Here is a 25321-nt window from a genome sequence, read left to right on the forward strand (position 1 = left end):
GATCACATGGCGCGTGTCCTGATCACTGGTGCAACGGGGTTCATTGGCTCTCACCTCGCGCGGGCGTGCGTGGTGCGGGGCGATGACGTTACGCTTGTGGTCCGGCCAAGCTCGGATCTGGCGCGGGTGTCTGACCTTAGCGCGCAATTGCAAATCCACCGGGTTCTTCTGACCGATCAACCTGCGATGCACGCCTGTATGAAGGATGCGCAACCCGAGGTGATTTTTCATCTTGGTGCGCGCACCCGGTTTACCAAGTCTCAGGACCTTTCGGATTTCGCAACCAGCATTGACGACAACCTGAAGACGCTGCTTGGCATCGTTTCGGCGGCAGCGACGTTGCCAGCCCCCCCAAGTGCGTTCGTCCGCGCAGGCACCATTGCGGAATACGGTTCAGTCGCGCCACCCTATCGCGAGGACATGCGCGAAGCCCCCAACAGTGCCTATGGTGCGTCGCTTTTGGCAGGCACCCAGTTTCTGGAGGCTTTGCGGCCGCGACTCCCCTTCGCGACGTCGACAGCACGGCTTGCCCTGACCTATGGGCCGGGGCAATCGCGCGACTTTCTGTTGCCGTCGCTGATCCATACATGTTTGAATAATGAGCCTTTCATCGTGGCGCGCCCTGAAGACCGGCGCGACCTGATCCACGTGTCTGACGTCGTCAGCGCGCTCTTACGACTGGCTGATCTGGAGCATGCGGCGCCCGGCCTTGTGAATATTGGCACCGGTCGCGCACCAACGATGCGTGCCTTGGCCAAGCTTGTAATCAACGCCACTGGCGCGTCACCTGATGTGATACGGTTCGGCGACCAGGAAGAAGATGATGTGGTGGAATTGCGCATCGACCCCACGCGCCAGCGACAGCAGTTGCAGTGGTCGCCGCGCATTGATCTTGAAGAAGGCGTGGCCATGACCGTTGACGACGCCCGCGCCACACGACCAAACGGCACGAACAGGAGGTCAGCATGACCACGCTTGTATCCATCCTCATCCCCGCTCTGAACGAAGAGATGAACGTGCGGCGTGCCTATGATCGCGTCGTTGCCGTGTTTGATGCGCTGCCGGACTACACGCCAGAGATCATCTTCACCGACAATCATTCCGACGACAAAACATTCGATATCCTGTCCGAAATCGCGCAAGCCGATGACCGGGTGCGGGTCATTCGCTTTTCCCGCAATGTCGGGTATCAGGCGTCGGTCTTGACCGCCTATCGCTCGGCGCAGGGGGCATGTTCGATCCAGATCGACTGTGATCTGCAAGACCCGCCAGAGCTGATCCCCGAGATGTTGGACAAATGGCGTCAAGGCTATCACGTGGTATATGGCATCCGGCGCAGCCTGCCGGATGGGCCATTGGTCGCGGCTGCGCGACGGGCGTTTTACACGCTGATCGACTGGATCAGCACCGACGATCTGCCGCGCAATGCAGGCGAATTTCGTCTGACCGACCGACGTATTCTGGACGAACTGCGCAGGGTCGATGACCGCTCGCCTTATGTGCGCGGGTTGATCAGCGGGATGGGGTTCAACCAGATCGGATTTGAATACGACCGCGAAGCGCGGCTTGAAGGGACCTCGAAGTTTCCGTTTCGCGCGATGTTGGCATTGGCAGTCGATGGGTTGATCAACCATTCTCTGGTGCCTTTGCGGCTGGCCTCGTTGATCAGCTTGACGGTCGGGCTTCTGACCTTCCTTTTGATGATCGCCTATGTCATTGCGCGCGTCGTCTTTGGTCAGGACTGGCCAGCCGGTTTCGCCACGACCACTGTATTGCTTCTGTTGTCGATGACCCTGAACGCGATGTTTCTGGGCATCATGGGTGAATATGTCGGGCGAATATTCATTCAATCAAAAGATCTGCACCGCCCCCTGATCGAAGCCGAGCTAAACCAACCTGAACCCCGCGAGGATACGACCAAACCCCTGACACGCGAGGTCGATGTGCCTGCGCCTAATGCGGAGCTGACGGCGCAAAAAGACGCCGGTCACGCAGCGGAGTAACACATTGCGCGTATTGTTCATTCAGGGTGGTTTCGGGACGGGTGGGGCCGAAAAAATCGTCGCCATGATCGCCAATCACCGGGCCGCGCATGGTGACCAGGTCGAGGTCGCCGGGATGCGTGCACCGCGGGACGGCTCGTATTATCGCTATTCGCCAGACGTGACGCTTCATGTGCTGGAACCGAACGTGCCGGCCAGCGAACCGGTCAGCCAGATAAAGCGGCTGAAAATGCTGCGGAAGTTGATCCGGGACAGAAAGCCGGATGTGGTCGTGTCATTTCTGACGAAGATCAATGTGCTGACACTTACGGCCGGGCTGGGAACCGGTATTCCGATTGTCATCTCTGAACGTAACAATCCGCGTGCGCAAAATAACCACCCATTGTGGCACACCGCGTCGATGACGCTCAGTCGCCGGGCGACGTCTGTTGTCACACTGACGGAACGGGGCCGCGACCAATTGCCTGCGAAAGTCCGCCACCGAACACGGGTCATACCCAACCCTTGCGTGCCCATCGAAGGCGCGCGCGCGCAAATCAACGGCGCAGCATCGCAGCTGGTCGCGGTGGGGCGGCTGGATTGGCAGAAGGGCTTTGATCTATTGCTGCATGCCGTCGCCCGGTTGCGCGACAGTCACCCGACCCTGTCCCTGACAATTTTCGGTGAAGGGCCAGAACGCAAGGCGTTGGAAGGCTTGCGGGCAGATCTGGGTCTGGAAGCCACGGTTGCGATGCCCGGCACCACCCAACGCCACGGCGCCTGGGTCAGCGAAGCAGACATCCTCGTCGTCACCTCACGCTACGAAGGGTTTTGCAATGTCGTCGCCGAGGCCACCCTGTCCGGCGTCCCGATCATATCTTTCGATTGCGAGTTTGGGCCGCGCGAAATGATCCGCCACGAGGTCAATGGCCTGTTGGTTCAGACTGGTGATATCGACGGCATGGCCGACAACCTGTCGCGCTTGATCAACGATACGCAGTTGCGCGCCCGCATGTCGGCCGCGTCATATCTGAATGTCGAATACCTTGACCCTGATCGCATACTGAAATCCTGGGATGCAGTGATCAACGACGCGGTGGAGGTGTAGACGATGCGCTTGCTGTTGATACATGGAGGGTTCGGGGCCGGAGGCGCTGAAAAGATCGTTAGCATGATTGCGACGCACCGTTTGGAGATGGGCGACGAGGTTTCTGTGCTCGGGTTCGATATGCCCGATGGCGGCTCTTATTTTCCTTACCCCGAGACGGCGAAACTGATCGTTGCGAAACAGGGTTCAGGTCTGGCGCCGCTGTCCAAACTGCAAAGCATTCAACACGCCATCAGGCAGTCGAAACCGGATCTGGTGCTGTCGTTTCTGACCAAGATCAATGTGCTGTCCTTGTTGGCCGCCATGCGGGGGGGACCACCGGTTGTCATCTCGGAACGCAACAACCCGCGGGCGCAGAAAGCGAACCCTGTCTGGCGACATGCGCAGAATGTTCTGGCCCGACGCGCTGCGGCCGTGGTGATGCAAACCGAACGGGCGAGGTGCGACCTACCGCGCGCGATCGCCAATCGGGCGACGGTGATCCCCAACCCCTGCGCGCCCTACACCAACCTGACCGTGGCACCTGACGCCAACGGGCTTCGGCTTGCAGCTGTCGGAAGGCTGGACCAGCAAAAAGGCTTTGATCTTTTGCTGAAAGCAATGCCAGCGGTGCGCGACACCTATCCCAAAGTCCGGTTGACGATCCAGGGTGAAGGGCCAGAACGTCCGCGCCTCGAGGCATTGCGAGACAAGCTCGGGCTGGCTGAAATCGTGTCACTGCCCGGTGCAAGCCCCGCCCCCGGCGCATGGTTGCAAACGGCAGATATACTTGTTGTCCCGTCCCGGTTCGAGGGGTTCCCCAACGTTATCGCCGAGGCTGCCGTATCAGGCCTGCCCGTCATCGCATTCGATTGCGACTATGGACCACGCGAGATCATCACAGACGGGAAAAACGGGCTGTTGGTGGCACCGAACGACATTCCTGCCCTGTCACGCAGCATTCTGCGCTTGATTGGAGATCCAGCGTTGCGCGCGCAGATGGCGAAAGCCAGTGGACCGACGCGCGCGGCATTGGCCCCCGATCAGGTTCTGGGCACGTGGGATCAGGTGATTGGGAGCGTCATGAAAGAAGAAACCCAGTTGCTAGATGCTTGAAATCAGCGCGTCCAGCTCATCAAGACTGGTGATCCTGACGGCGGCTGCGTGTTCCTCATCAGGCGCGTTGGGGGCGTGGACACCGCCGGGGCGCTCGATCTGCACCGTCAACCAGCCGCGCGCCTTGGGGGTCACGAAATCCTTGGCGGGGTTATCGGCCACATAGACCATCTGTTGGTGGTCCGCCGCCAGACGTTCCATCAGTTCATAAGCGCGAGGGTGAGGTTTGCCATAGCCCTCTGGCCAGGCGCCGGTCGGGCAAAGGTGTTCGATCAGGCGGTCCACCCCCAACGCGGCGATCTTGGCACGTTGCATCGGCTCTGGCCCATCCGTGATCAGGCCAAACGGCCCTTGATGGGTCTGCAAAAACCGCTGCGCATCAGGGCAAAGTTCTATCCTTGGCGGGTGATTTCGGTATTCATCAACGAGCTCGGCAATAAGCTCGGTCGTGTCTTCAATACCAAGATGCGCACAGGCGCGGTTGAATATGCGGCGGCGCTCACCCGATTTGAACAAATGTTCGCAGGTTCTGCCAAACCCGTTTCGGCCCACCCGCGAACGCATCCATCCTTCCAGATGATCATATCCGCTGAACGCGAAATCCCGTTCCAAATAAAGGGTATCGTCCAAGTCGAATACCAGCATCAGACACTAACCTTGATAGACCGCGCTGTCATAACGTAGCATCAAAACGTCGTCGCGCCAGTCATCATTGGCGCTTTGTGGCAGGTCGTTCACCTCTTCCAGCAGCCATTGCGCGAACGGCGCACCAGCGTGATCTGCCAACGGATAGCCGCCGCCGAAGCGCGCGTTGATCTCGATGACTTTCGGTCCGCGATCAGGGTCATCAATCACCTGAAAACACGCGACACCCCGCAAGCCCGGCAAGGCTTTTGCGATCCCTTCTGCGATGCCGCGCAGATCATCGCGGCGCACTGTGCGACCCTTTTCAACCTCGCCCGCACGAATGCGCATTCTCAGGTGAGGCACAACACACCGCAGGACACCTGCCTTGTCCACGAACATATTGATCGTGTATTCCGGCCCGTTCAGGCAATCCTGAAAGATCATCGGTTCATCGAACTGCGCGGGCACATCTTCGGGGCGGTTGAAAACCTCTAGCCCGCGACTGGCGCTACCACCGCTGGGCTTGGCAAAGACGGGCCAATCCAGAAGGGTCGGATCGGCAGCGATCTGATCCTGCCCGAAGGTGCGCGGCACAGGCACGCCCGCTGCCGCAAGCACCTGAGACGTCCGCGCCTTGTCACGTGCCGTTTCGATCACCGAAATGTCCGAGATATGAACCCGCGCGCCGATCTTTTCAAACTCAGCCGAGGCATGCGCCAACGGCAGCAATTCCGGGTCGATGGTTGGCACGACAAGTGACACCTCGAACCGGCGCGCCGCTGCAAGCACTGCGTCCACATAGCCCGGGTCGTCGCAGCGCGGCACCTTCAATGCCACATCGGCAAGCGCACATGCAGCGCTGTTGTCAGGGTCTAGATCACAGGCAACAATGCGCAGGTCCAGCGACAGTCGCTCAGAGGCTTGTCGGAAAGCTTGCAGCAAACCCACGCGTCGGCCCGCAGAACAAATTAGAATTGTGCAAGTTGCGCGCGCCATGGCGGTCTCCTGAAAAGATGCGCAGAACGCGCTTTGGAAAATTCACCCCAGCCCCGGAGGTTGGAAAACGTAAAGTCTATGAGGCGACCATAGCGAAGTCATCGCGGCCATCCAAGGACAAGAAACGACGGCCCTTTTTCGCCAAATACCGGGGCCGCGCCGCGCAAGCGAACATCCCGCACCTCAGTGCGGATAATAATCGCAAAGACCAGCCTAAGTCTTTGAAGATATTCAGTGAGGCGGGTCGAAAATTGCTCGACTCTGCGCCCCTCACCCGGTTAATCTTTGCCAAGGTTATTTCTGTGCGAATTGGCAAAACTTATTGAGGAGACTTTGAGGTGTCCGAACTTATATCCAAGACCGAGATCAAGATGGGGTCCGAGCGCAACTTCGGCTTCGTTTTCGGTGGCGTTTTCGGCCTTTTGGCACTTTTCTCTCTTTGGCGCGGCGGGTCGTTTTGGGTTCCTGCACTGATCATATCGGGCGTCTGCCTTGGGGCAGCCCTGATCATGCCATCGCTGTTGCGCACTCCAAACCGTTTGTGGTTCAAATTTGGGCTGATGCTGCATGCCATCTTTTCACCAATTATCATGTTTATGGTGTATCTGGTGGCGTTCGTGCCAATCGGTCTGGTGTTTCGTCTGACGGGAAAAGATCCGCTGCACAGGACTTTTGAACCCGAAGCGGAAAGCTATTGGACGCCTCGCGCCTCGGCGCCGGAAAGCATGAAACGACAGTTTTGAACTGATCGCGAATAAGGAAAATATACGATGTCATTTCTTAAGGAACTATGGGCGTTCATGCGCGAACGGCGGAAATTCTGGCTGGTTCCGGTTTTCATTATTCTGCTGATCTTCGGTGGCTTGGTGGTCCTTTCGCAAGGTTCAGCCATTGCCCCCTTCCTGTATCCGTTGTTCTGATCAATGACTTATATTCTAGGCATTTCAGCCCTTTACCACGATAGCGCTGCGGCACTTTTGCACGATGGCAACCTTGTTGCCGCCGCTCAGGAAGAACGGTTCACGCGAAACAAGCATGACGCGTCATACCCAGAACATGCTGTGAAGTATGTTCTGGACGCCGCCGGCATCACCTTGGCCGATGTGGACCATGTGGCGTTTTACGACAAACCTTTCCTGAAATTCGAACGGCTCTTGGAAACGTATCTGGCGACCGTTCCGCGCGGGTTTTCGTCGTTCCGGGTGGCTATGCCGATCTGGCTGAAGGAAAAACTTTTCCTCAAGCGGTTGCTGTTGGACGAGCTGAAGAAGCTGGACCCTGACTTCGATCTTGATCGGCTGTTGTTCGCAGAACACCACATCAGCCACGCCGCAAGCGCTTTTTACCCGTCACCCTATGACGAAGCGATCGTTCTGACCGTTGACGGGGTGGGCGAATGGGCCACGACGACATTGGGCATTGGACGCGGCAACTCCCTTGAAATCGTGAAGGAAATTCATTTCCCCCACTCGCTGGGACTGCTGTATTCTGCGTTCACGCACTACACAGGGTTCAAGGTAAATTCTGGCGAATACAAGGTCATGGGTCTGGCCCCCTACGGAGAGCCGAAGTTCAAAGATCTGATCCTCGACAAATTGGTTGACCTGAAAGAGGACGGCTCTTTTCGATTGGACCAAACCTACTTCAATTATGCCGCTGGCCTGACAATGACCAACCAGGCCTTTGCCGACCTGTTTGGCGAACCCCATCGCGAGGCTGACAAAGATCAGCTGACCCAGTTTCACATGGATGTAGCGGCTTCGGTTCAGGCAGTGACCGAGGAAATTGTCTTGCGGATGACCCGCGCCGCAGCCAAGGAATACGGCATTCCCAACCTTTGCATGGCCGGTGGTGTCGCGCTGAATTGCGTGGCCAACGGGAAAATTTTGCGTGATGGCGCATTTGAAAACCTGTGGGTGCAACCGGCAGCAGGCGATGCCGGTGGTGCCGTTGGCGCGGCTTATGCCGCGTGGCATCAGGAACTGGAACAACCGCGCCCATCGCGCACGACAGATCAGATGCAGGGCTCCTATCTGGGCCCGGTCCACGACACCACATCGATCCAGGCCGATCTTGACCGACTGGGCGCGAAATATGAGATCCTGACACAAGACGAAATGATCGAACAGACTGCGCAAGCCATCGCCAACGGCAAAGCCATCGGATGGTTCCAAGGGCGGATGGAATTCGGTCCGCGTGCTTTGGGTGGCCGGTCGATCCTTGGTGATCCCCGCTCGGAAAGCATGCAGAAAACGCTGAACCTAAAGGTCAAGTATCGCGAAAGCTTCCGCCCCTTCGCACCGTCGATCCTGCGCGAGGATGTCTCAGATTGGTTCGACCTGTCCGACGACAGCCCCTACATGCTGATCGTCGCGGATGTCGTTGAAAGCAAAAGAAAAGACATGACCGAAGCCGAGCAAGCCTTGTTCGGAATCGAGAAACTGAATGTGCCTCGTTCGGGCATTCCGGCGGTGACCCATGTCGATTATTCGGCTCGCGTCCAGACCGTGCATGAAGACACCAACCCGCTGTATCACCGCTTGATATCGCGTTTCAAAGAGCTGACGGGCTGCCCCATCGTGGTCAACACGTCGTTCAATGTTCGTGGGGAGCCGATCGTCTGCACGCCCGAAGACGCCTTCAGGTGCTTCATGGGCACAGAGCTTGACGTGCTTTCAATCGGAAACCTAATCTTGCGCAAACCCGAGCAGGACCCTGCGTTGCAGGAAGACTATACGACGAAATACGAACTCGACTGACGACGCCGGCAAACGAACACAGGGCACACATCTGAACCTGAGGGCCGAAGAAAATGGCGAAAAGCAAAACCGATCGTATTGGCTTCATTCTGTGCGTATTGGTCGCTGCTTATTTCCTGTTTGCAGTCGCCTATGCGCTGGTGAACGCTCATAACTATGCGACGGATTTGCCACGGCAACTGAGATACGTCGTTGGCCCCGGACTGATCGGGGTCGGCATGCTGCTTGCGGGCCTTTTCCTGCGACCCGAGAAGCGGCTGTTGGCTGGGATTTATGCCGCGTCTGTCCTGTTCGCGTTGTTCCTGTTCGAAGCTGTTCTGACGGTGAAATCCGTTCGCGGCTCTGTGGGGTTGGCCGGTTATATCAAAGGCGCATCCAACGACTACGAACGGTTCAGAAACGCGATACCGCCCTCCTACACCATACAGGCCCTGAACCGAAAACTGGCTGTGCCAGAGCTGTCTGGCGCCCTATTGTCGGGCATCCCAAACGAAGAAGTGCTGCTGTGCACCCGCGACAATGAACCCGTGTCGTATGTTTCTGACCGGTTCGGCTTCAGAAATCCTGACGCGGTCTATGGTCAGGACATCGAGCTTTTGTTGCTGGGCGATTCCTTTACCGAAGGTATTTGCCTGCCAGATGGTTCAGACATCGCCAGCCAGATCCGGGCCGCTTATCCCGCCACGGTGAATACCGGCACGCGCGGTGCTGGCCCAGTGTTTGAACTGGCTGTGTTGCGGCGCTGGGGTCCCGCGTTTCGGCCAAAGAATGTCGTCATGCTGTTTTTCGAAGGCAATGACTGGCAGAACCTGAACAGCGAATTGAAAAAACCCTCGCTGCAAGGTGTATTTGATCTGTCTACCCCTACCGGTCCGACGATGCCGGACCCGGCATTGGTCAAGCAGGCGCGTGCCGTCGTGTCAGACTGGTGGGAGGAAGACGCCCAGACGCTCAGCGGTTTTTTGGGGCGTCGGGCGTGGATGCGGAACTTCTTTGCCCTTCAGCAAACCGCATTGGTGCTGGGGCTTCATTACCCGCGCGCCACGACCGACCGGCCAGAGTATCTTGAAATACTGAAAACTGCCAAAACCGTGACCGAAGGTTGGGGTGGGTCGCTGAGCCTTGTCTATGTCCCGCAGGTCGACCGTTTCGTCGGCCTTCTGCCAAGTTCCGCGGCATACGAGGACTTGCGACAGCGTGTTGAGACCGCATCCAAAACGGCTGGCGTGCAGTTCATTGACCTGACACCAACGATCTATGGCAGCGATGTCCCGCGCGCGCTTTACGCCCCGGATTCGCATCTTAGCGAAGAAGGCGCTCGCATCGGGGCCCAGAAAATCATCGAAGCCCTGTCGCAAACTGCTGTCTCCGAATAAGTGCCTGCTGATGGCGCGCGTAAGCTCAGGGATGGATACCCCGCTGCGCCTCAGGCGGCCGTCGTGGCGTTCAGGTTTCTTTTGAGGGTTCCTTCAACACCACGTCAGGATCAATCCCGCGCAGTTCTGCGCTCGCCCTGACGGCCTTTCGCAGCGCCTTGCTTCTGGACAGCAGCGAACGAAACCGCGCCACATCCAACACAAGCAGCGTCGATGGCGCGATGGCACGCACTTCGGCGCGGGCGGCATTCTTCATCAGGATTGCGACCTGCCCAAACATCTCGCCCCGTCCAAGGCGCCATGTCTGCCCCCCGCTTTCCAGTTCCACCGCGCCTGACGCGATGAAGTAGACGTTTCTGACCGTGCCATCCTTGTGAACAATGGTCTTTCCTTCATTGACGTAGCGGGGCCGCAACGCGCGCCCCAACCGCCTGAGCACGGGGTCGTCAAGATCCGCGAACAGCGGGAACTGCCGGACAAGCTCCATGCGTTGTAGCGCGATATCTAGCCGCGGGCGTGCTTCTGCCGCGTTGCGGCGGTCACCAAGGTCTTGCATCAGCACGGTAAAGACCTCGGCGCCGATGAGCCCGTCTTCGCGCATGGCGACATATTCGCGTTCCTCCAGTCGCAGGGCGGTGCGCCTGATGAAACGGCGTTCCAGTTCTTCTGCATAGCCGGGATATTGAAGGCGAAGCCCTTCCATCGCGGTTTCTACCGTCTCGATCCGCCGCGTAAGCAACCCTTGAAGCAACTCCGCAACCCGTCGCCCGTGGATGCGACGAATACGCCCTTCGATGAAGGCATCAAGGTCGCGCAGGATCAGCCCTTGCGACAACAGAAGTTCAAAGCGATCTGCCGTCATGCGGATCAAGGGCGCCGACACGCCTAATCTGCTGTGCAGTGCCAGCGCTGCCCGAAATGCACGCCCATAGGCAACAGAACGGCGAGTTGCGCGCTGATAGCCACTGCGCCCGCCTGTTCGTGTGGCTTCGATCAGCCGGTCGGCGTCGGACAGCGTTTTTTCTGCCATCCGTGCCGAGATCGTTCTTTCCCGCACACGGGCCAGGATCATGTCGCGTTCGTGCCCCGCCAGCGCGATCAATCCCAATGTGATCCTGTCGCGGTCAAGGATATCCACACGATCTTCGGCGACCCTGACGGCCTCCTCCAGGCGTTCGCCGAACGCCTTTGCTTCGGACCGCACGATATCGCGTGTGAGCTTGTAGTCCTCGGTGGTTCGCGCCACATCTTCGCGCACAGTTTGAAGCGCGACGGCAACGACCTGTCGAGACAGGGCTTCGTCGAGGGGAGAAAGCCGGTCCAGCCCAAGCCAGCCGATGATAGACCGAAGCGTTGTCCCCTGCACGACCAGCGTGAACAGTGTAAACCCCGTTGCAAGAATACCAACGAGGCGCTTGACCTCGACCGGAACACGGAAACTTTCGGTCACCGCAAGTGCCAGTGCCAGCGTGACCGCACCCCGCAGCCCACCCCATAGGATTGCAACCCGGTAAGGGTGATCGACAGGCGGCGAGGCGCGCAAGAAGGTCAGCAAAGGCAACAGCCCGAACAAGATCACAGCACGCGCCGCAATCGCCGCAAGGATCACCACTCCGATCAGGGCGAAATCGCCTATCCTGACCTCTTCAAGCAGTCGCGGGATGAGCAATGCGGCCAAGATAAAGATCAGCGCGCCCGCCCAATGGGCCAGCAGGTCCCAAACCTCGCGCAGGTTGGCCCATGCTTGCGGTGGCAGGCGACCCGGCCCGGTAAGGTTCAACGTCAGTCCCGCCGCGACAACGGCGATCACCCCCGAAGCACCGATGCTTTGTTCCGCGCCGATATAAGCAAGATAAGGCAACGCGACCGACACCGATATCTGCGCCATTTCATGACGACCAAACATCGCCATTACCCAAATCGCGATGCGCGTTATCAGCCAACCCGTCAGCGCACCACCCGCGATCAGAACCGGAAAACGAGCCAGCGCGTCGCTTAGTAGAGGATCTTGCCCCCCCAGCGTCACAAACCCGATGAACAGTCCGAACAGGGCGATGGCGGCGGCGTCATTCAACAGGCTTTCGCCTTCGATGATCCGTGAAAGCCGGCGTGGTGCCGAAATCGAGCGGAAAATCGAAACCACGGCAGACGGGTCAGTTGTCGATACAATTGCGCCGATCAGCAGGCAGGCCGCAAGCGGCAGTGCGCTGGCCCATGACAGCGCATAGCCGACGCTGAGTGTCGCCACGACCACCGCGACGACCGCCAAAACGAGGATTGGCACCCAGTCGTCCAGCATCCGTCGCAGGTTCATGCCCAGCGTCGCCTGAAACAGCAATGTCGGCAGAAAAACATAGAGGAAGACATTCGACCGGATCGGGAGGTTAAGGATCGCTCCGGCCACCGGGTTAAGCGCATCGGTCAAATCTGTGCGCAGGAAGAAGATCGCGCCCGACCCGATGAGAATACCAAGAATGGCAAGGATCACGGTATAGGGAAGCCGCAAACGCGCCGCCAACGGCTCTGCCGCGCCGATCACAAGGAAAAGCGACGAGATAACAGCGGTGATCAGAACGATGTCCATAAAACGTGACTATCTGAACCGGTCAATCGTGGAAACAGGTCTGACGCAAAATACCATCAGGGACACGTGTGATGTGCGTCTGCTCAGAGGCGCTTGCATCGCCCGGCTTAAACCGCCCTTGCGGGGCCGCGCGATCCTGACCAGCCGAAACCGTCCTAGTCCTTCACCAAGGCTTCGACCTTCGACCCTGTGTCGGGCGAGCTAAGCGTAGACCACGTGTCATCGCGCAGCGGCGGAGGTGGCGTTTCACAAGACCGGCGGTGAATGCTGACCTTGGCGATGAAATTCGCAGAAATGGGCGCGGTGACAAACAGGAAGGCCATGATCAGGACTTCGTGCATCGATGTCTCCCCCAGGACGAACGTATGAATCATCGAGGCCAAAAGCAGCATTCCGATCCCCATTGTCCCAACTTTGGTCGGGGCGTGCAGGCGTGTCATGGGGTCATTGAATTTAAGCAATCCGATCATTCCCACCAGAACAAAAGCGGATCCGACCAGCAGGCTTAGCGCGACGACATATATTCCGATAATCTGTGCGGTCATTCGATAATGTCCCCCCGCAGCAGGAACCGTGCCAACGCGACGGTGGACACGAAGCCCAGCATGGCAATCAGCAGCGATATCTCAAAGAAGATCTGCGTTCCCAGATAGATACCCAGCAAGACTACCAAGCCCAAGGCGTTGATGACCATCGTGTCCAGCGCAAGGATACGGTCGCCGGGTGTGGGCCCAAGCACCAGCCGCACCATGGACAGGATTTGTCCAAGCGCAAGGGTCACGAAGGCGATGATGACGGCGATGTCCAGAAAGGCTGTTGCTGTCGTCATGAGAAAATCTCCTGCAAGCGGCGCTCGTAGCGGGTCTTGATATCGTCGCGCACCCCGTCAGGGTCGTCGGTGTGAAGCACATGCACAAGCAGGCTGTGACCTTCGTCCGACAGATCGGCGGACACAGTGCCCGGTGTCAGTGTGATCGTTCCCGCAAGCAAGGTGATCGCTTCGGGCTGGCGCAATTCCAGCGGAACCGCAATCCAAGCCGGTTTCAGCTTTGCGTTCGGCACGGTCAGGACAATCCACGCAACCTGCACATTGGCGACCAGAATATCCCAAAGCACGATGATGCTATAGGTCGTCATTTTGAACAGACGGAACCCTTTCGGCGTGTCCGGCCACCAAACCGACGTGCCCCATGGAATGATGATGCCAAGGATAAGCCCAAAGACCACCATTCCGGCAGAGACCTCATTTTGCAAAAGTGTCCAGACAATCGTTAGCAGAAGCGTCAGGAACGGGTGTGGCAGCAGCCAGAAAAATGCACGTGCCATGTCAATGATCCTCCTTCGGCTTGCTGAGCTTACCGGGTGTATCTACCACGGTCGAGATGTAGGGCGCTGGCGCGAAAAGCTGACCGGCGATGGTTGTCGCATAGCCATGCACCTGCCCTGCAAAGACCGTGTGACCGACCAGAAGCGCGATCAGCCCACCCACGGCGACATAAGACAAAGCCGCCGGTCGCGGCATTGGCGTGGCGTCGTCGGGCACCTCTATGCTGTGTGCTTTCCAGAACAGGACGCTGCCTGCGCGGGCAAAACCGATGATGCCGATCAAGCTCGATCCAAGCACGATCGCCCAGATCCAGACCACAAGATCGGTGTCATAGGCCGCATCCAGAACAAGCAGCTTACCCAAAAAGCCCGACAGGGGTGGCAAGCCTGCCATGGCGATCGCGCCGACAAAAAACAGACCCGCCGTCAGGGCGCTGCCAGCAACAGGCGGCTGCGCAGTCAGTTCCATATCGGCACGGCCCGTCCGCACCAGATCAGCGATCAGGAACAGCGCCGCGCCTGCAAGGGTCGAATGGATGATGTAATACAGCGCCGCCGCGATGCCGACCGGCGTGAACAGCGCGATCGAAACCATGACCATGCCCATCGACCCGATGATGGAAAACGCAACCAGCCGATCAAGACGTTTTGCGGCAAGCACGCCAACCATCCCAATGGCCAGCGACAGCATTGCTGCTGGCAGCAACCAATATTCGTGAAGGCCGGCGGTCACCTCCAGCTCTGGCGGGAAGATCATCGTGTAAACCCGGATGATCGCGTAAGCCCCGACCTTCGTCATGATCGCAAACAAGGCCGCAACGGGTGCAGGCGCCTCGGCATAGCTTGAGGGAAGCCAGAAGTGCAACGGCACCAGCGCCGCCTTGATCGCAAAGACCAATAGCAAAAGCACAGCCGCCACGCGGATACCCACCGTGTCTTCAGGGCCAATCATGGCAACGCGATTGGCTAGATCCGCCATGTTCAATGTGCCGGTTTCGGCGTAGATCGACCCAAGTGCGAACAGAAACAGGGTCGAGCCGATCAGGTTGAACAGCACATATTGCACGCCCGCCCGCAGGCGCGCATTGCCACCTGCATGGATCATCAGACCGTATGAGGCGATCAAAAGCACCTCGAAGAACACGAACAGGTTGAACAGGTCGCCAGTCAGAAAAGCGCCCATGATCCCCATCAGTTGGAACTGGAAAAGCGCGTGGAAGTGCCACCCACGGGCGTCCCAGCCGGAGCCTATTGCGTAAAGAAGCACAAACAGCGCAAGCACCGCCGTCAACAGGACCATCATCGTGGACAACCTGTCGCCCACCAGAACGATGCCGAAAGGCGCGGCCCAGTCGCTGAGCTGATAAAGCACGATTGACCCGTCAGACGTTTGCCAGGCCAGCCCCGATGCAATGGCGATCAGCGCTATCACTCCGGCGACGGAAAAGGCGCGCTGTATGCCAATGTGATAGCGCGCCGCCAACACGATGAACGGCGCCAGCAGCGCTGGCAGAACGATAGGGGCGATAATCCAGTGGGTCATGATCCGCCTTCCGCCGTAATGTCCGCCGTGTCGTCCAAGGTCTCGGGCTGGTCATCCACATGGTCGTCATCGGACCCCAGATAGGCCCCAAGACCAATCATCACCACGACCGCGGTCATCCCGAACGAGATCACGATGGCGGTCAGCACCAACGCCTGCGGCAAGGGATCGGTATAGACGCTCACATCGTCACGCAGGATCGGCGGTGCCCCCACCGTCAGACGGCCTGAGGCGAAAAGAAACACATTGACCGCATAGGTCAGCAGCGACATTCCCATGATCACCGGGAACGTGCGCAAGCGCAGCATTAGATAAAGCCCACCAGCGGTCAGAATGCCGATGGCAGAGGCGACGAGCAATTCCATATCAGCCCCCTTCCGTTACAAATTTAGTCCCATCGGTCGGCGGGTCATCCCGTGACGGATCAATATCCATCGGATAATCGCTGTCGGGAACATGTGCGCGCCGTGCAAGCCGCGAGAAGCTTTCGAGCGACAGCATCACCGCGCCGACAACGGCAAGGAACACGCCCAGATCGAAAAGCGCCGCCGTGGCCAACTCGAACTTGTCGAATGGGGGGATGCGCACATAGGTGAAAGCCGAAGTCAGGAAGGGTTTGCCCGCGAACCAAGACCCGATCCCCGTAAGCCCGGCGATCAGAACCCCCGCCCCGATCACACCGTGATAAGGGTATCGCAGCCGCGCCGACGTCCAGGCAAAGCCGCTGGCCATATACTGCATCACCACGCCGATTGAGACGATGAGGCCCGCAATGAAGCCCCCTCCCGGTTCGTTATGGCCGCGCAGGAAGATGTAAAACCCGACCAGCAAGATCACCGGCATGATGACCCGTGTCAGCACGACCATCATCATCGGGTGCACGACGCCTGCCCGTGGCTGGTCGGGCTTGCGGTTCAAAAGCCGGGCGCGCACCGGGCCGCCCAGCAAGGTCTCGGTCAGTGCGTAAATCAGCAGCGCCGCGATGCCCAGCACGATAATCTCGCCGTACGTGTCAAAGCCCCGGAAATCGACAAGGATCACGTTGACCACATTGGTGCCGCCGCCGCCCTTATAGGCATTCGCCAGATGGAACTCTGATATCGGCGTGTCGACCGCGTCGCGCAGAAGGTAGTAATAGGCCAGCCCAAAGCTCGCCAGCCCGCCGCCTATGGCCACGCCAACATCGCGCACCCGGCGCAACACAGTGCTTTCCACCGGCGTATGGTTCGGCAGAAAGTTAAGTGCCAGAAGAAGCAGGATGATCGTCACCACCTCGACGGTGAATTGCGTCATGGCCAGGTCCGGCGCGCTGAAGAACACAAAGCCGATCGAGACCATGAGGCCGACAATGCCAATCAGCATCAGCGACAAGAACCGGTTGCGGTGCATCAGAACCATCCCGACAGTCGCCGCCACCAGCATCGCCCAACCCGCAATGGCCACAGGCGTCATGGGCTGCACCGCGCGGGTGGGTGCGCCCACTGTTCCCGTGTTCCACGCATGGAAACCGGCCACGACAATCGCGACGGTTCCAATGGCCGCATAGCGCGTGAACGCGCCATTGTGCAGCGGTAAGATCAGCGCGCGGGCCAGCCGCGCCACGGCCTCGACCAAGGCATCGAAGATATCCTTGGCCTCGGGGCGCGGTGTTGCATCCCACAGGTGCAGCGCCGGTTTGAAGACGGCGATCATCAGCAGACCACCCACAACGGCGATGATCGACATGAACAGCGCGGGCACCAATCCGTGCCAGATCTTGAAATGCGCCTTTGGCAGCACTGCCGCATCGCCCAGCACCGAGGCCGTGACCAGCTTCACAAACGGCTCTGCAAGGAAGGGGGCGACACCGATCACCACCACCAGCACGACAAGCAGCGCAGGCGGCAACCACATCCCCGCATTGGGGTCATGCGGTTTGGCGGGATAGTCGTCGCGCACGGGGCCAAGGAACACATGACCGATTAGCCGGAAGCAATACGCCGCTGAAAACAGAGACCCGAGAACCGCCAGTGCAGGCACCAGCCAAGGCGCGCCGAACAGCGTGGTATGGGCCGCTTCTTCCAGCATCATTTCCTTCGACAAGAACCCGTTCAACAGCGGTATCCCCGCCATGGACAGCGCCGCCAGCGTCACAATGACAAAGGTCACGGGCATCAGGCTGCGCAATCCGCCCAGACGCCGAATATCGCGGGTATGTGCTTCGTGGTCGATAATCCCGGCAGACATAAACAGCGCCGCCTTGAATGTCGCGTGGTTCAGGATGTGAAACACCGCCGCCATTGCGCCAAAGGCCGTGCCTGTGCCCAGAAGCATGGTGATCAGACCCAGATGGCTGACCGTTGAAAACGCCAAAAGCGCCTTCAGGTCGTGTTTGAACAGCGCGATCACCGCGCCCAGCACCATCGTCACCAACCCGGCGGAGGTGACAATCATGAACCATTCCGGCGTGCCAGACAGAACCGGCCACATCCGGGCCATCAGGAAAATACCCGCCTTCACCATGGTTGCCGAGTGCAGATAGGCCGACACCGGCGTCGGCGCGGCCATCGCGTGGGGCAGCCAGAAATGGAACGGGAATTGCGCCGATTTCGTGAAACAGCCCAGCAGAATCAGGATCAGTGCGGGCACATAGAGAGGGTCGGCCTGAATAAGATCGCGACTTTGCAAGATCACACTCAGGTCATAGCTGCCCACGATCTGGCCCAATATCAGCATCCCACCGATCATCGACAAGCCGCCCGTGCCGGTGACCACCAAGGCCATGCGCGCGCCCTGTCGCCCTTCTGGCAAATGCTTCCAATAGCCGATCAGCAGGAAGGACGATAGCGATGTCAGCTCCCAAAACACCAATAAAAGCAGGATGTTATCGCTTAGGACAATACCCACCATCGCGCCCTGAAACAGCAGCAGATAGGTGAAAAACTCGCCCATATTGTCGTCGCGGCTCAGATAATGGCGCGCATAGGCGATGATCAAAAGGCCAATGCCCAGGATCAGCAAGGCAAAGAAAAAGCCCAACCCATCCAGCATCAGCGTGAAGTTCAGCCCCAGCGCTGGCATCCAGTCGACCCGTGCCATCACCACTTCGCCTGCAAGAACCGTTGGCAAGTTGGTCAACAAGCCCACGAATGCGGCAAGCGAGACCGTAAACGTAACGCCCGAACAGGCGGACCGGCCTGCGGCGTTCATCAGACCGGGAAGAAGGGCTCCGAAGAACGGAAGAGCGACGATAAAGAAGAGGGACACGGGAACTCCAGTAGCAATCAGTTGCACGACTTGAACATTGCTTCATCGGATTCACAATAGTCCAAGAAAAATTTTCGGCTGTGGGCATGAACTTCTGCCCCGTCAGACTGATCCGCCACAAGCGCCAAGACTGCCAAGTTTCAGGCGCTGGGTTCAGACATCACACGACCGACGAAATACCGCGGCAACGTCGCGCTGCGTCTTTTGTGCGGTCGCTGTCCTGCGTTGTCATGCCTTTGATCCGCGCAATGCCTTTTTATGAAACCCGGCATCCCATGCGGCTTCACATCGCGCGCCTAGGTTCTGGACCTTCCACACACATACCAGTGATCAGCCGCGCTGGAAGTTTTTGGGAATGATACTCACGGTCTCATGCCCTCGATTTTAGCTGCGCAAGCTGCCAAGAGCATTGTTTTGCAGTATATCTCTGAAAAACAAGGACTAAAAGTGTGGGTGGCGGAGACGAAGGGATTCGAACCCTCGAGACGGTTTCCCGCCTACTCCCTTAGCAGGGGAGCGCCTTCGACCACTCGGCCACGTCTCCGCCGACCCGTTTAGACATCTCAAAAAGGCGGGGCAAGGGAGAAATGCAAAAAATAGCCATTCCACGCGGCTTGGGGCGACAATAGTTTGGCGTGTTGGTTTCTTGCCCCTTGATCGGTTCGCCGCATACCGAAATCGGGCGAGTTGCGGTCGGGGCTTGTTCAACCCGTGGGTGGTCCTGATGGCAAACCCGCTTGAGTTTTGCGCCACGACACCCGATAGCACTGGTGGACGCGGCCAGATTGCGGCGTTAGACTTTCGGTTGGGACAAAAAAATCGCGCGGTCGTGCGTGAACGAATTACAGGGGAAGGGATTTGCCACAGGAAATCCACAAGACAGTTGCGCGTTCGTCGCTGTTGATGCGTGCACTGCCCGACACCCATGTCGATGCGATCATGTCGCAAGCGACCTGGCACCATTATGAGCGGGGGGAAACCCTGTTCATGCAGGATGATCCCGCCAATGCCATCCACATCGTGCTGGAGGGGTGGGTCAAGCTTTACCGCATGACCGTCGGCGGCACCGAAGCTGTGGTGAGTGTCTTTGCGCGCGGCGAAAGCTTCGGCGAAGCCGTCGCCCTGCGCAAGCTGCCCTATCCTGTTTCCGGTGAGGCTGCGACCAATTGCGAGGTGATGCACATTCCCACCAATGTGTTGGTGCAGCTGGTCAAACGCGACCCCGAGGTGGCGCTGTCGATCTTGTCGTCGACCTTCACGCACTTGCATGGGCTGGTGACACAATTGGAGCAACTGAAGGCCAAAACTGCGCCGCAGCGCGTGGCCGAGTTTCTGGTCAATCTGTGCAACCGGACTGATGGGGAATGCACAATCAGCTTGCCCTATGACAAGGTGTTGATCGCCGGGCGTTTGGGTATGAAGCCCGAAAGCCTGTCGCGCGCCTTTTCCCGTCTTGGCACTTATGGTGTGGAGATCAATAAGAACAGCGCTCTGATCAATGACATTGAGATGCTGCGCGCCTATGCGCTTGACGACGGATAGGGTTTGCGCGCGCGTTTGATCGGCGTTCTGAATCGCGGTCGGGACCGCCAATTTGACATGACGTTTCAGGTCTAAGGGGCTGGCCAAAGGCCTCTTTTTCTGTGTCGGCCTTTTGATTTCGCTGCCGGATTTTCACCCTCGCATGCAAAGCTGTAAGCCGTCCACGCGGCCTGCCTGATCACGTTTCACATCTGTTTTCGCCGCTTCGGACTCGACTCGGTCCTGATGAGAAATTAATAAGAACAAATCAGGAACATTGGAGGTCCAGAATGTCCGCTGGGCAAGATCGGCGTGTCATGTGCATTTGGTTTCCCCGGCTGGCAAGCGACCGGGTGTTGCGCGCACGCGCGATCGAGGGGCCGTTTGCGCTGGTCCACAAACAAAACAACACCGACCGGATCTACTGCCTGAACAAAGTCGCGACCGATATGGGGCTTAGCCAAGGCATGACCTTTTCCGACGCGCGGGCCTTCTGCCCCGATCTGTCCAGCCGACCGGCCACCCCAGAGGATGACAAACGCTTTTTGTATACACTGCGCCGTTGGGCCACGCGCTATTGCCCGTGGGTGGGGCTGGAGGAAAACGGCTTGGTGCTTGATGTGACCGGATCATCGCATCTGGCGGGTGGAGAGCAGGACATGCTGGCCGATATCCGGGCGCGTCTGACCCGCGCGGGGCTTTGCGTGCAGCTTGGTCTGGCGGACACGCGCGGGGCGGCTTGGGCGCTGGCCCATCATGGCGGCGGGATTGCCGCGCCGGGGGACCACGCCCACTTGCGCACGTTGCCGGTGGCGGCGCTGCGCTTGGCGGACCCAAACTGTGTGGCGTTGCAGCGCGCCGGGTTGCGCCGCATCGGGGACATCATGGACCATCCGCGTGCGCCGTTGGCCCGCAGGTTCGGGCAAGAACTGATGATCCGTCTTGATCAACTGCTTGGGACGCAGCCGGAAAACATCTCTCCTTTGGCCGACCCACCCCATTATGGGGTGCGCATGACCTTGCCTGACCCCATTGGGCTGACGGCAGATGTCATGGCGGCCATCGGGCGGCTTTTGGATCGGCTGTGCGCGCAACTCAAAGCGCATGCGGCCGGAACACGCGTGCTGCGCCTGACCTTGCGCCGTGTCGACCAAGAGGCGCAGGATGTCGAGCTGCGTCTGGCGCGCCCCTTGCGGGATGCGGGGCGCATCCTGCCCCTGTTTGAACGCGGGATAAAAGAGGTCGACGCAGGCTATGGTATCGACCAGATACGCCTTGAAGCCGTGCAGGTCGAACCGCTTCCCTCTGAACAGATCACCCATGTGGGGGGGCACAGCCAGAACGGGTTGGATGATCTGATCACCCGGATCGGCTCGCGGGTCGGGCTTGAGCGCATCCAACGGCTTCTGCCCGCCGACAGCCATATCCCCGAACGCAGTTTCCTGATTGCCCCGGCTGCCTATAGCACGGCCCAAGGTGTCTGGGTGCCGCCACGTCCGCGCCCGCTTCGCCTGTTTTCCCCCGAACCGATCTCGGCCTATGGCCCGCGCCCGCCAGAGCGGTTCCGCTGGCGACGCATGGCATTGACGACCGGTCAGGCCTCGGGTCCGGAACGGATCACACCGGAATGGTGGTTCGACGATCCAAACTGGCGGTCGGGCCTGCGCGATTACTGGCGCATCGAGACCCGTCAGGGGCGGCGGCTGTGGATATTTCACACGCCACAGGACCCCGGTTGGTTCGTCCAGGGGGAGTTTGCATGACATCCACCAACCGCGCCCTGCCCCCGGCCCCTGCCCCCTCCGCCGCCCAGCGAAAGCCGCAGCAAAGGCAAACCCCAGACCCTGCTTATGCAGAGCTGTGTGTGACCACAAACTTCACCTTTCTGACCGGGGCCTCTCACCCCGAGGAACTGGTGCTGCGCGCCGCCGAGCTGGGCCTGTCCGCGATTGCCATCACCGATCGCAATTCACTGGCCGGGGTGGTGCGCGCGTATTCCGCGCTCAAGGAGTTGAAACGAGAGGCCAAAGATGCCGTCGCCATCAGATCCAGCCAGCGCATCGATGCCAGCAGCCGCCAGCCAATGGGGCAGGTTAAAACCTTGGGCCGCCCCGACGGGGCGCTGCCGAAACTGATCGTCGGCTGCCGTCTTGTGCTGCAAGACAGCCCCGTCGACTGGCTTGCCCTGCCCACCGATCGCGCGGCCTATCAACGGCTCTGCCGGTTATTGACCCTTGGCAAGCGGCGCGCGGAAAAGGGGGATTGTCTGCTATGGGAAAAGGACATGAGCGCCTGCGTGGGCATGATCCTGATCGCATTGCCCCAAGACCCGCACGAAGCCTGCGCGCGCGCCATCGCCAGCATGCGCAAGCAGTTCCCCAGCTTTGTCTTTCTAGGCGCGGCCCCGCGGTATGACGGGTCGGATCAAACCTATTTGGCCGATTGCGCCCGGTTGGCCCGACGGACCTCCGCCCCCATGGTTGCCGTGGGTGACGTGCTGATGCATCACGGGTCGCGGCGGCAGTTGGCGGATGTGCTGACCTGCATGCGCGAAGGCTGCGTGATTGACCAGATCGGCAGGCGGGCCCTTCCCAATGCCGAACGGCGCCTGAAGGGCGGCCCCGATATGGCGCGGCTTTTCCGCAACCACCCGGCCGCACTGCACCGCACATTGGAGATCGCCGCCAGATGCAGCTTTTGCCTGTCCGAGCTTTCATATGAATACCCCGACGAGATTTCCGGGCAGGAGCCGCCCCAGACCCGGTTGGCACGCCTGACCGCCGAGGGGCTTGCGCGTCGCTGCCCCGATGGTATCCCCGATCGCTTTCAGGCACTGGCTGACAAGGAACTTGCCTTGGTGGGCGAACTGGGCTTTGCCGCCTATTTCCTGACGGTTCATGACATCGTGGCATATGCCCGTGGCATTGGCATCCTGTGTCAGGGGCGTGGGTCGGCGGCCAATTCGATCCTGTGCTGGGCGCTTGGCATCACCGATGTCCGTCCGGACATGATCGCCATGGTCTTTGAGCGGTTCATATCCCGCTATCGGGGCGAGCCGCCCGATATCGATGTGGATTTCGAACACGAGCGTCGCGAAGAGGTAATCCAGCACATCTATGAAAAATATGGCCGCCACCGGGCCGGGCTGTGCGCTACGGTGATCCATTTCCGGTCACGCGCCGCGATCCGCGAGGTCGGCAAGGTCATGGGCCTTTCCCAAGACATCACCGCCAGCCTGTCGGGGCAGATATGGGGGCTGTCCAATGGCGGCGCGGACCCCGACCGCATTCGCGAGCTCGGGTTGGACCCGACCGACCGGCGTCTTGCCCAGACCATCCGCCTGATCGGCGAGGTCATCGGCTTTCCCCGGCACCTTTCGCAACATGTGGGGGGCTTTGTCATCACCAAGGGGCGGCTGGACGAACTTTGCCCGATCGAAAACGCCGCAATGGAGGATCGCACGATCATCGAATGGGACAAGGATGATATCGACACGCTGGGGATCCTCAAGGTCGACATCCTCAGCCTTGGAATGCTGACCTGCATTCGCAAATCTTTTGATCTGCTGCGCGATCACGAAGCGCGGATCCTGACGCTGGACAGCGTGCCGCAGGAAGACAAGGCGAGCTATGATATGCTTTGCGTGGCCGATGCGATTGGGGTCTTTCAGGTGGAAAGCCGTGCGCAGATGAATTTCTTGCCGCGCATGAAACCACGCACGTTCTATGATCTGGTGATCGAGGTGGCCATCGTGCGCCCCGGCCCCATTCAGGGCGGCATGGTCCAGCCCTATATCAAGCGCCGTCAAGGGCTTGAGACCCCCAAACCCTTCGGGCGCGCACTTGAGGAAGTGACCGCACGCACGTTGGGGGTGCCGCTGTTTCAGGAACAAGCCATGCAGATCGCCGTGGTCGGTGCGGGCTTCACCCCGGAAGAAGCCGACCACCTGCGCCGCTCGCTTGCCAGTTTCCGGCGGATGGGAACCATCGGGACATTTCGCGACAAGTTCGTCACCGGAATGCTGAAGAACGGCTATTGCGCCGAGGATGCGGCGCGGTGTTTCTCTCAGATCGAAGGCTTTGCCGATTACGGGTTCCCCGAAAGCCACGCGGCGGCCTTTGCGATGTTGACCTATGTTTCGGCATGGCTCAAATGCCACCACCCGGCGATCTTCGCCTGCGCCTTGCTCAACAGCCAGCCCATGGGGTTCTATGCCCCCGCTCAAATCGTGCGCGATGTGCGCGAACATGGGGTCGAAGTCCGCCCGATCTGTGTCAATCACAGTGCATGGGACAACCTGCTGGAACGCCGCGCGGATGGGGCCTTGGCCTTGCGGCTGGGGTTCCGCCAGATCAAGGGGTTCCGGCAAGCGGATGCAGATTGGATCGTTGCGGCCCGCGGCAATGGCTATCACGATCCCGAAAGCATCTGGCTGCGCGCCGGCGTGGCCCCGACAGTGCTGGAACGGCTGGCCGAAGCGGATGCGTTCACCGGAATGGGGCTTGCCCGCCGCGATGCGCTTTGGCAGGTGCGCGCGATCCGGGGGCAGGCCCCCCTGCCCCTGTTCAACGACCCGCTGGATGGCGAAGGCATCACCGAGCCGCAGATTGACCTTCCCGCCATGCATCTGGGCGAAGAACTGGTCGAGGATTACGTGTCCATGCGCCTGTCCCTGCGGGCCCACCCGATGGAGCTGTTGCGCCCCGACATGCCCGGACTGACCTGCCATGACCAACTGCCCGATGTGCCTGTGGGGCAGATTTCCGTCTGCGGTCTGGTCATTACCCGCCAACGGCCCGGCACGGCCTCGGGGGTGGTGTTTTTGACGCTTGAGGATGAAACCGGCATCAGCAATGTCGTCGTCTGGCCAAAGATCTACGAACGTTTCCGCCGCAGCGTGATGGGGGGGCGGCTGTTGCGGGTCACGGGGTATCTGCAACGTGAAGGCATCGTCGTCCACCTGATTGCCCAAACCATCGAGGATGCGTCCCATCGCCTCTCCGATCTGGGCCACCCGATGGAAGAGGCCATAGGCATCACCCAGCCCCAAGCCGATGACGCCCCGCGCCCTGCCCGCCACCCCGCGCGTGCGATGCACCCCCGCGAACAGGCTAAGCGTTTGTTTCCAAGTCGTGATTTTCACTGAAGCGTGGCCCCG

20 protein-coding genes and 1 tRNA gene are annotated in these 25321 nt (G+C 59.5%); 11 read left to right on the forward strand and 10 right to left on the reverse strand.

The window, feature by feature from the left end; genetic code table 11:
• The first annotated feature begins 6 nt into the window (after positions 1 to 6).
• Genes Q0864_RS11965 through Q0864_RS11980 form a run of 4 tightly spaced genes read left to right on the forward strand, consistent with a single transcriptional unit; the run spans position 7 to position 4185 of the window.
• Positions 7 to 969, forward strand: coding sequence for an NAD(P)-dependent oxidoreductase (locus Q0864_RS11965; protein WP_298569838.1), 963 nt, complete (start codon positions 7 to 9; stop codon positions 967 to 969).
• Positions 966 to 2003: a glycosyltransferase family 2 protein gene (locus Q0864_RS11970; RefSeq protein ID WP_298569841.1), complete on the forward strand. Its 1038-nt coding sequence runs from the start codon at positions 966 to 968 to the stop codon at positions 2001 to 2003. Before Q0864_RS11965 ends, Q0864_RS11970 begins: the two co-directional genes overlap by 4 nt.
• Before the next feature lie 4 nt (positions 2004 to 2007).
• The gene (locus tag Q0864_RS11975; protein WP_298569844.1) at positions 2008 to 3090 is read left to right on the forward strand and encodes a glycosyltransferase family 4 protein; all 1083 of its coding nucleotides are present in this window, start codon (positions 2008 to 2010) and stop codon (positions 3088 to 3090) included.
• 3 nt (positions 3091 to 3093) lie between these two features.
• Entirely contained in the window at positions 3094 to 4185 is a 1092-nt protein-coding gene (locus Q0864_RS11980) for a glycosyltransferase family 4 protein (RefSeq protein WP_298569846.1), read from the forward strand.
• On the opposite strand, the gene Q0864_RS11985 is transcribed toward Q0864_RS11980, so the two are convergent.
• On the reverse strand, positions 4174 to 4830 hold the full coding sequence (locus Q0864_RS11985; RefSeq protein ID WP_298569849.1) for an HAD family hydrolase: 657 nt from the start codon (positions 4828 to 4830) through the stop codon (positions 4174 to 4176). The two genes, Q0864_RS11980 and Q0864_RS11985, sit on opposite strands and share 12 nt — an antisense overlap.
• A 6-nt stretch (positions 4831 to 4836) precedes the next feature.
• Complete coding sequence (locus tag Q0864_RS11990) at positions 4837 to 5808, reverse strand: ATP-grasp domain-containing protein (RefSeq protein WP_298569851.1); 972 nt, start codon at positions 5806 to 5808, stop codon at positions 4837 to 4839.
• Positions 5809 to 6146: 338 nt separating this feature from the next.
• Here Q0864_RS11990 and Q0864_RS11995 point away from each other — a divergent pair, with 338 nt between their 5' ends.
• From Q0864_RS11995 to Q0864_RS12010, 4 genes are read left to right on the forward strand one after another with little or no spacing between them, the layout of a single operon-like run.
• Positions 6147 to 6551 carry an SxtJ family membrane protein gene (locus tag Q0864_RS11995; protein ID WP_298569853.1) on the forward strand — a complete coding sequence of 135 codons (405 nt, stop codon included), beginning with the start codon at positions 6147 to 6149 and terminating at the stop codon, positions 6549 to 6551.
• Positions 6552 to 6578: 27 nt separating this feature from the next.
• Positions 6579 to 6728, forward strand: coding sequence for a DUF5989 family protein (locus Q0864_RS12000; RefSeq protein ID WP_298569855.1), 150 nt, complete (start codon positions 6579 to 6581; stop codon positions 6726 to 6728).
• A gap of 3 nt (positions 6729 to 6731) precedes the next feature.
• Positions 6732 to 8567: a carbamoyltransferase gene (locus tag Q0864_RS12005; RefSeq protein WP_298569858.1), complete on the forward strand. Its 1836-nt coding sequence runs from the start codon at positions 6732 to 6734 to the stop codon at positions 8565 to 8567.
• A gap of 53 nt (positions 8568 to 8620) precedes the next feature.
• On the forward strand, positions 8621 to 9943 hold the full coding sequence (locus tag Q0864_RS12010; RefSeq protein WP_298569860.1) for an SGNH/GDSL hydrolase family protein: 1323 nt from the start codon (positions 8621 to 8623) through the stop codon (positions 9941 to 9943).
• A 70-nt stretch (positions 9944 to 10013) separates the two neighbouring features.
• Here the strand turns inward: Q0864_RS12010 and Q0864_RS12015 are convergent, their stop codons facing one another.
• The 8 genes from Q0864_RS12015 to Q0864_RS12050 all read right to left on the reverse strand — a co-directional run bounded on the left by Q0864_RS12015 (position 10014) and on the right by Q0864_RS12050 (position 19186).
• Positions 10014 to 12527: a cation:proton antiporter gene (locus tag Q0864_RS12015; RefSeq protein WP_298569862.1), complete on the reverse strand. Its 2514-nt coding sequence runs from the start codon at positions 12525 to 12527 to the stop codon at positions 10014 to 10016.
• Between the two features lie 155 nt (positions 12528 to 12682).
• The gene (gene mnhG, locus Q0864_RS12020; protein WP_298569864.1) at positions 12683 to 13072 is read right to left on the reverse strand and encodes a monovalent cation/H(+) antiporter subunit G; all 390 of its coding nucleotides are present in this window, start codon (positions 13070 to 13072) and stop codon (positions 12683 to 12685) included.
• Positions 13069 to 13356 carry a K+/H+ antiporter subunit F gene (locus Q0864_RS12025; RefSeq protein ID WP_298569865.1) on the reverse strand — a complete coding sequence of 96 codons (288 nt, stop codon included), beginning with the start codon at positions 13354 to 13356 and terminating at the stop codon, positions 13069 to 13071. Before Q0864_RS12025 ends, mnhG begins: the two co-directional genes overlap by 4 nt.
• Positions 13353 to 13853 (reverse strand): Na+/H+ antiporter subunit E, encoded by a 501-nt coding sequence (locus Q0864_RS12030; protein ID WP_298569867.1) that lies wholly within the window; start codon positions 13851 to 13853, stop codon positions 13353 to 13355. The genes Q0864_RS12025 and Q0864_RS12030 overlap by 4 nt, the downstream gene beginning before the upstream one ends.
• A 1-nt stretch (position 13854) precedes the next feature.
• Positions 13855 to 15396, reverse strand: a complete 1542-nt coding sequence (locus Q0864_RS12035; RefSeq protein ID WP_298569869.1) for a monovalent cation/H+ antiporter subunit D — start codon at positions 15394 to 15396, stop codon at positions 13855 to 13857.
• Positions 15393 to 15761, reverse strand: coding sequence for a Na+/H+ antiporter subunit C (locus Q0864_RS12040; protein ID WP_298569871.1), 369 nt, complete (start codon positions 15759 to 15761; stop codon positions 15393 to 15395). The genes Q0864_RS12035 and Q0864_RS12040 overlap by 4 nt, the downstream gene beginning before the upstream one ends.
• Before the next feature lies 1 nt (position 15762).
• Complete coding sequence (locus tag Q0864_RS12045; protein ID WP_298569873.1) at positions 15763 to 18642, reverse strand: monovalent cation/H+ antiporter subunit A; 2880 nt, start codon at positions 18640 to 18642, stop codon at positions 15763 to 15765.
• 454 nt (positions 18643 to 19096) lie between these two features.
• Positions 19097 to 19186, reverse strand: a tRNA-Ser gene (locus Q0864_RS12050).
• Positions 19187 to 19500: 314 nt separating this feature from the next.
• On the opposite strand from Q0864_RS12050, the gene Q0864_RS12055 reads away from it, so the two are divergent.
• The 3 genes from Q0864_RS12055 to Q0864_RS12065 all read left to right on the forward strand — a co-directional run bounded on the left by Q0864_RS12055 (position 19501) and on the right by Q0864_RS12065 (position 25309).
• A complete protein-coding gene (locus Q0864_RS12055; protein WP_298569876.1) occupies positions 19501 to 20184 on the forward strand; it encodes a Crp/Fnr family transcriptional regulator in 684 nt (227 codons plus the stop codon).
• Between the two features lie 269 nt (positions 20185 to 20453).
• A complete protein-coding gene (locus tag Q0864_RS12060) occupies positions 20454 to 21926 on the forward strand; it encodes a DNA polymerase Y family protein (protein ID WP_298569886.1) in 1473 nt (490 codons plus the stop codon).
• Positions 21923 to 25309: an error-prone DNA polymerase gene (locus Q0864_RS12065; RefSeq protein WP_298569899.1), complete on the forward strand. Its 3387-nt coding sequence runs from the start codon at positions 21923 to 21925 to the stop codon at positions 25307 to 25309. The genes Q0864_RS12060 and Q0864_RS12065 overlap by 4 nt, the downstream gene beginning before the upstream one ends.
• Positions 25310 to 25321 lie beyond the last annotated feature (12 nt).

It is taken from the genome of uncultured Aliiroseovarius sp., assembly GCF_947497285.1.
In the GTDB taxonomy this organism is placed as follows: Bacteria; Pseudomonadota; Alphaproteobacteria; order Rhodobacterales; family Rhodobacteraceae; genus Aliiroseovarius.

Bases quoted from the DNA above. Each gene is read 5' to 3' on its own strand.
- Q0864_RS11985 (WP_298569849.1), bottom strand. From the start codon at position 4,830: ATGCTGGTATTCGACTTGGACGATACCCTTTATTTGGAACGGGATTTC.
- Q0864_RS12000 (WP_298569855.1), top strand. From the start codon at position 6,579: ATGTCATTTCTTAAGGAACTATGGGCGTTCATGCGCGAACGGCGGAAA.
- Q0864_RS12015 (WP_298569862.1), bottom strand. From the start codon at position 12,527: ATGGACATCGTTCTGATCACCGCTGTTATCTCGTCGCTTTTCCTTGTG.
- Q0864_RS12040 (WP_298569871.1), bottom strand. From the start codon at position 15,761: ATGGAATTGCTCGTCGCCTCTGCCATCGGCATTCTGACCGCTGGTGGG.
- Q0864_RS12025 (WP_298569865.1), bottom strand. From the start codon at position 13,356: ATGACGACAGCAACAGCCTTTCTGGACATCGCCGTCATCATCGCCTTC.
- Q0864_RS11980 (WP_298569846.1), top strand. From the start codon at position 3,094: ATGCGCTTGCTGTTGATACATGGAGGGTTCGGGGCCGGAGGCGCTGAA.
- Q0864_RS12035 (WP_298569869.1), bottom strand. From the start codon at position 15,396: ATGACCCACTGGATTATCGCCCCTATCGTTCTGCCAGCGCTGCTGGCG.
- Q0864_RS11965 (WP_298569838.1), top strand. From the start codon at position 7: ATGGCGCGTGTCCTGATCACTGGTGCAACGGGGTTCATTGGCTCTCAC.
- Q0864_RS12065 (WP_298569899.1), top strand. From the start codon at position 21,923: ATGACATCCACCAACCGCGCCCTGCCCCCGGCCCCTGCCCCCTCCGCC.
- Q0864_RS12030 (WP_298569867.1), bottom strand. From the start codon at position 13,853: ATGGCACGTGCATTTTTCTGGCTGCTGCCACACCCGTTCCTGACGCTT.
- Q0864_RS11990 (WP_298569851.1), bottom strand. From the start codon at position 5,808: ATGGCGCGCGCAACTTGCACAATTCTAATTTGTTCTGCGGGCCGACGC.
- Q0864_RS11970 (WP_298569841.1), top strand. From the start codon at position 966: ATGACCACGCTTGTATCCATCCTCATCCCCGCTCTGAACGAAGAGATG.
- Q0864_RS12010 (WP_298569860.1), top strand. From the start codon at position 8,621: ATGGCGAAAAGCAAAACCGATCGTATTGGCTTCATTCTGTGCGTATTG.
- Q0864_RS12060 (WP_298569886.1), top strand. From the start codon at position 20,454: ATGTCCGCTGGGCAAGATCGGCGTGTCATGTGCATTTGGTTTCCCCGG.
- Q0864_RS12005 (WP_298569858.1), top strand. From the start codon at position 6,732: ATGACTTATATTCTAGGCATTTCAGCCCTTTACCACGATAGCGCTGCG.
- mnhG (WP_298569864.1), bottom strand. From the start codon at position 13,072: ATGACCGCACAGATTATCGGAATATATGTCGTCGCGCTAAGCCTGCTG.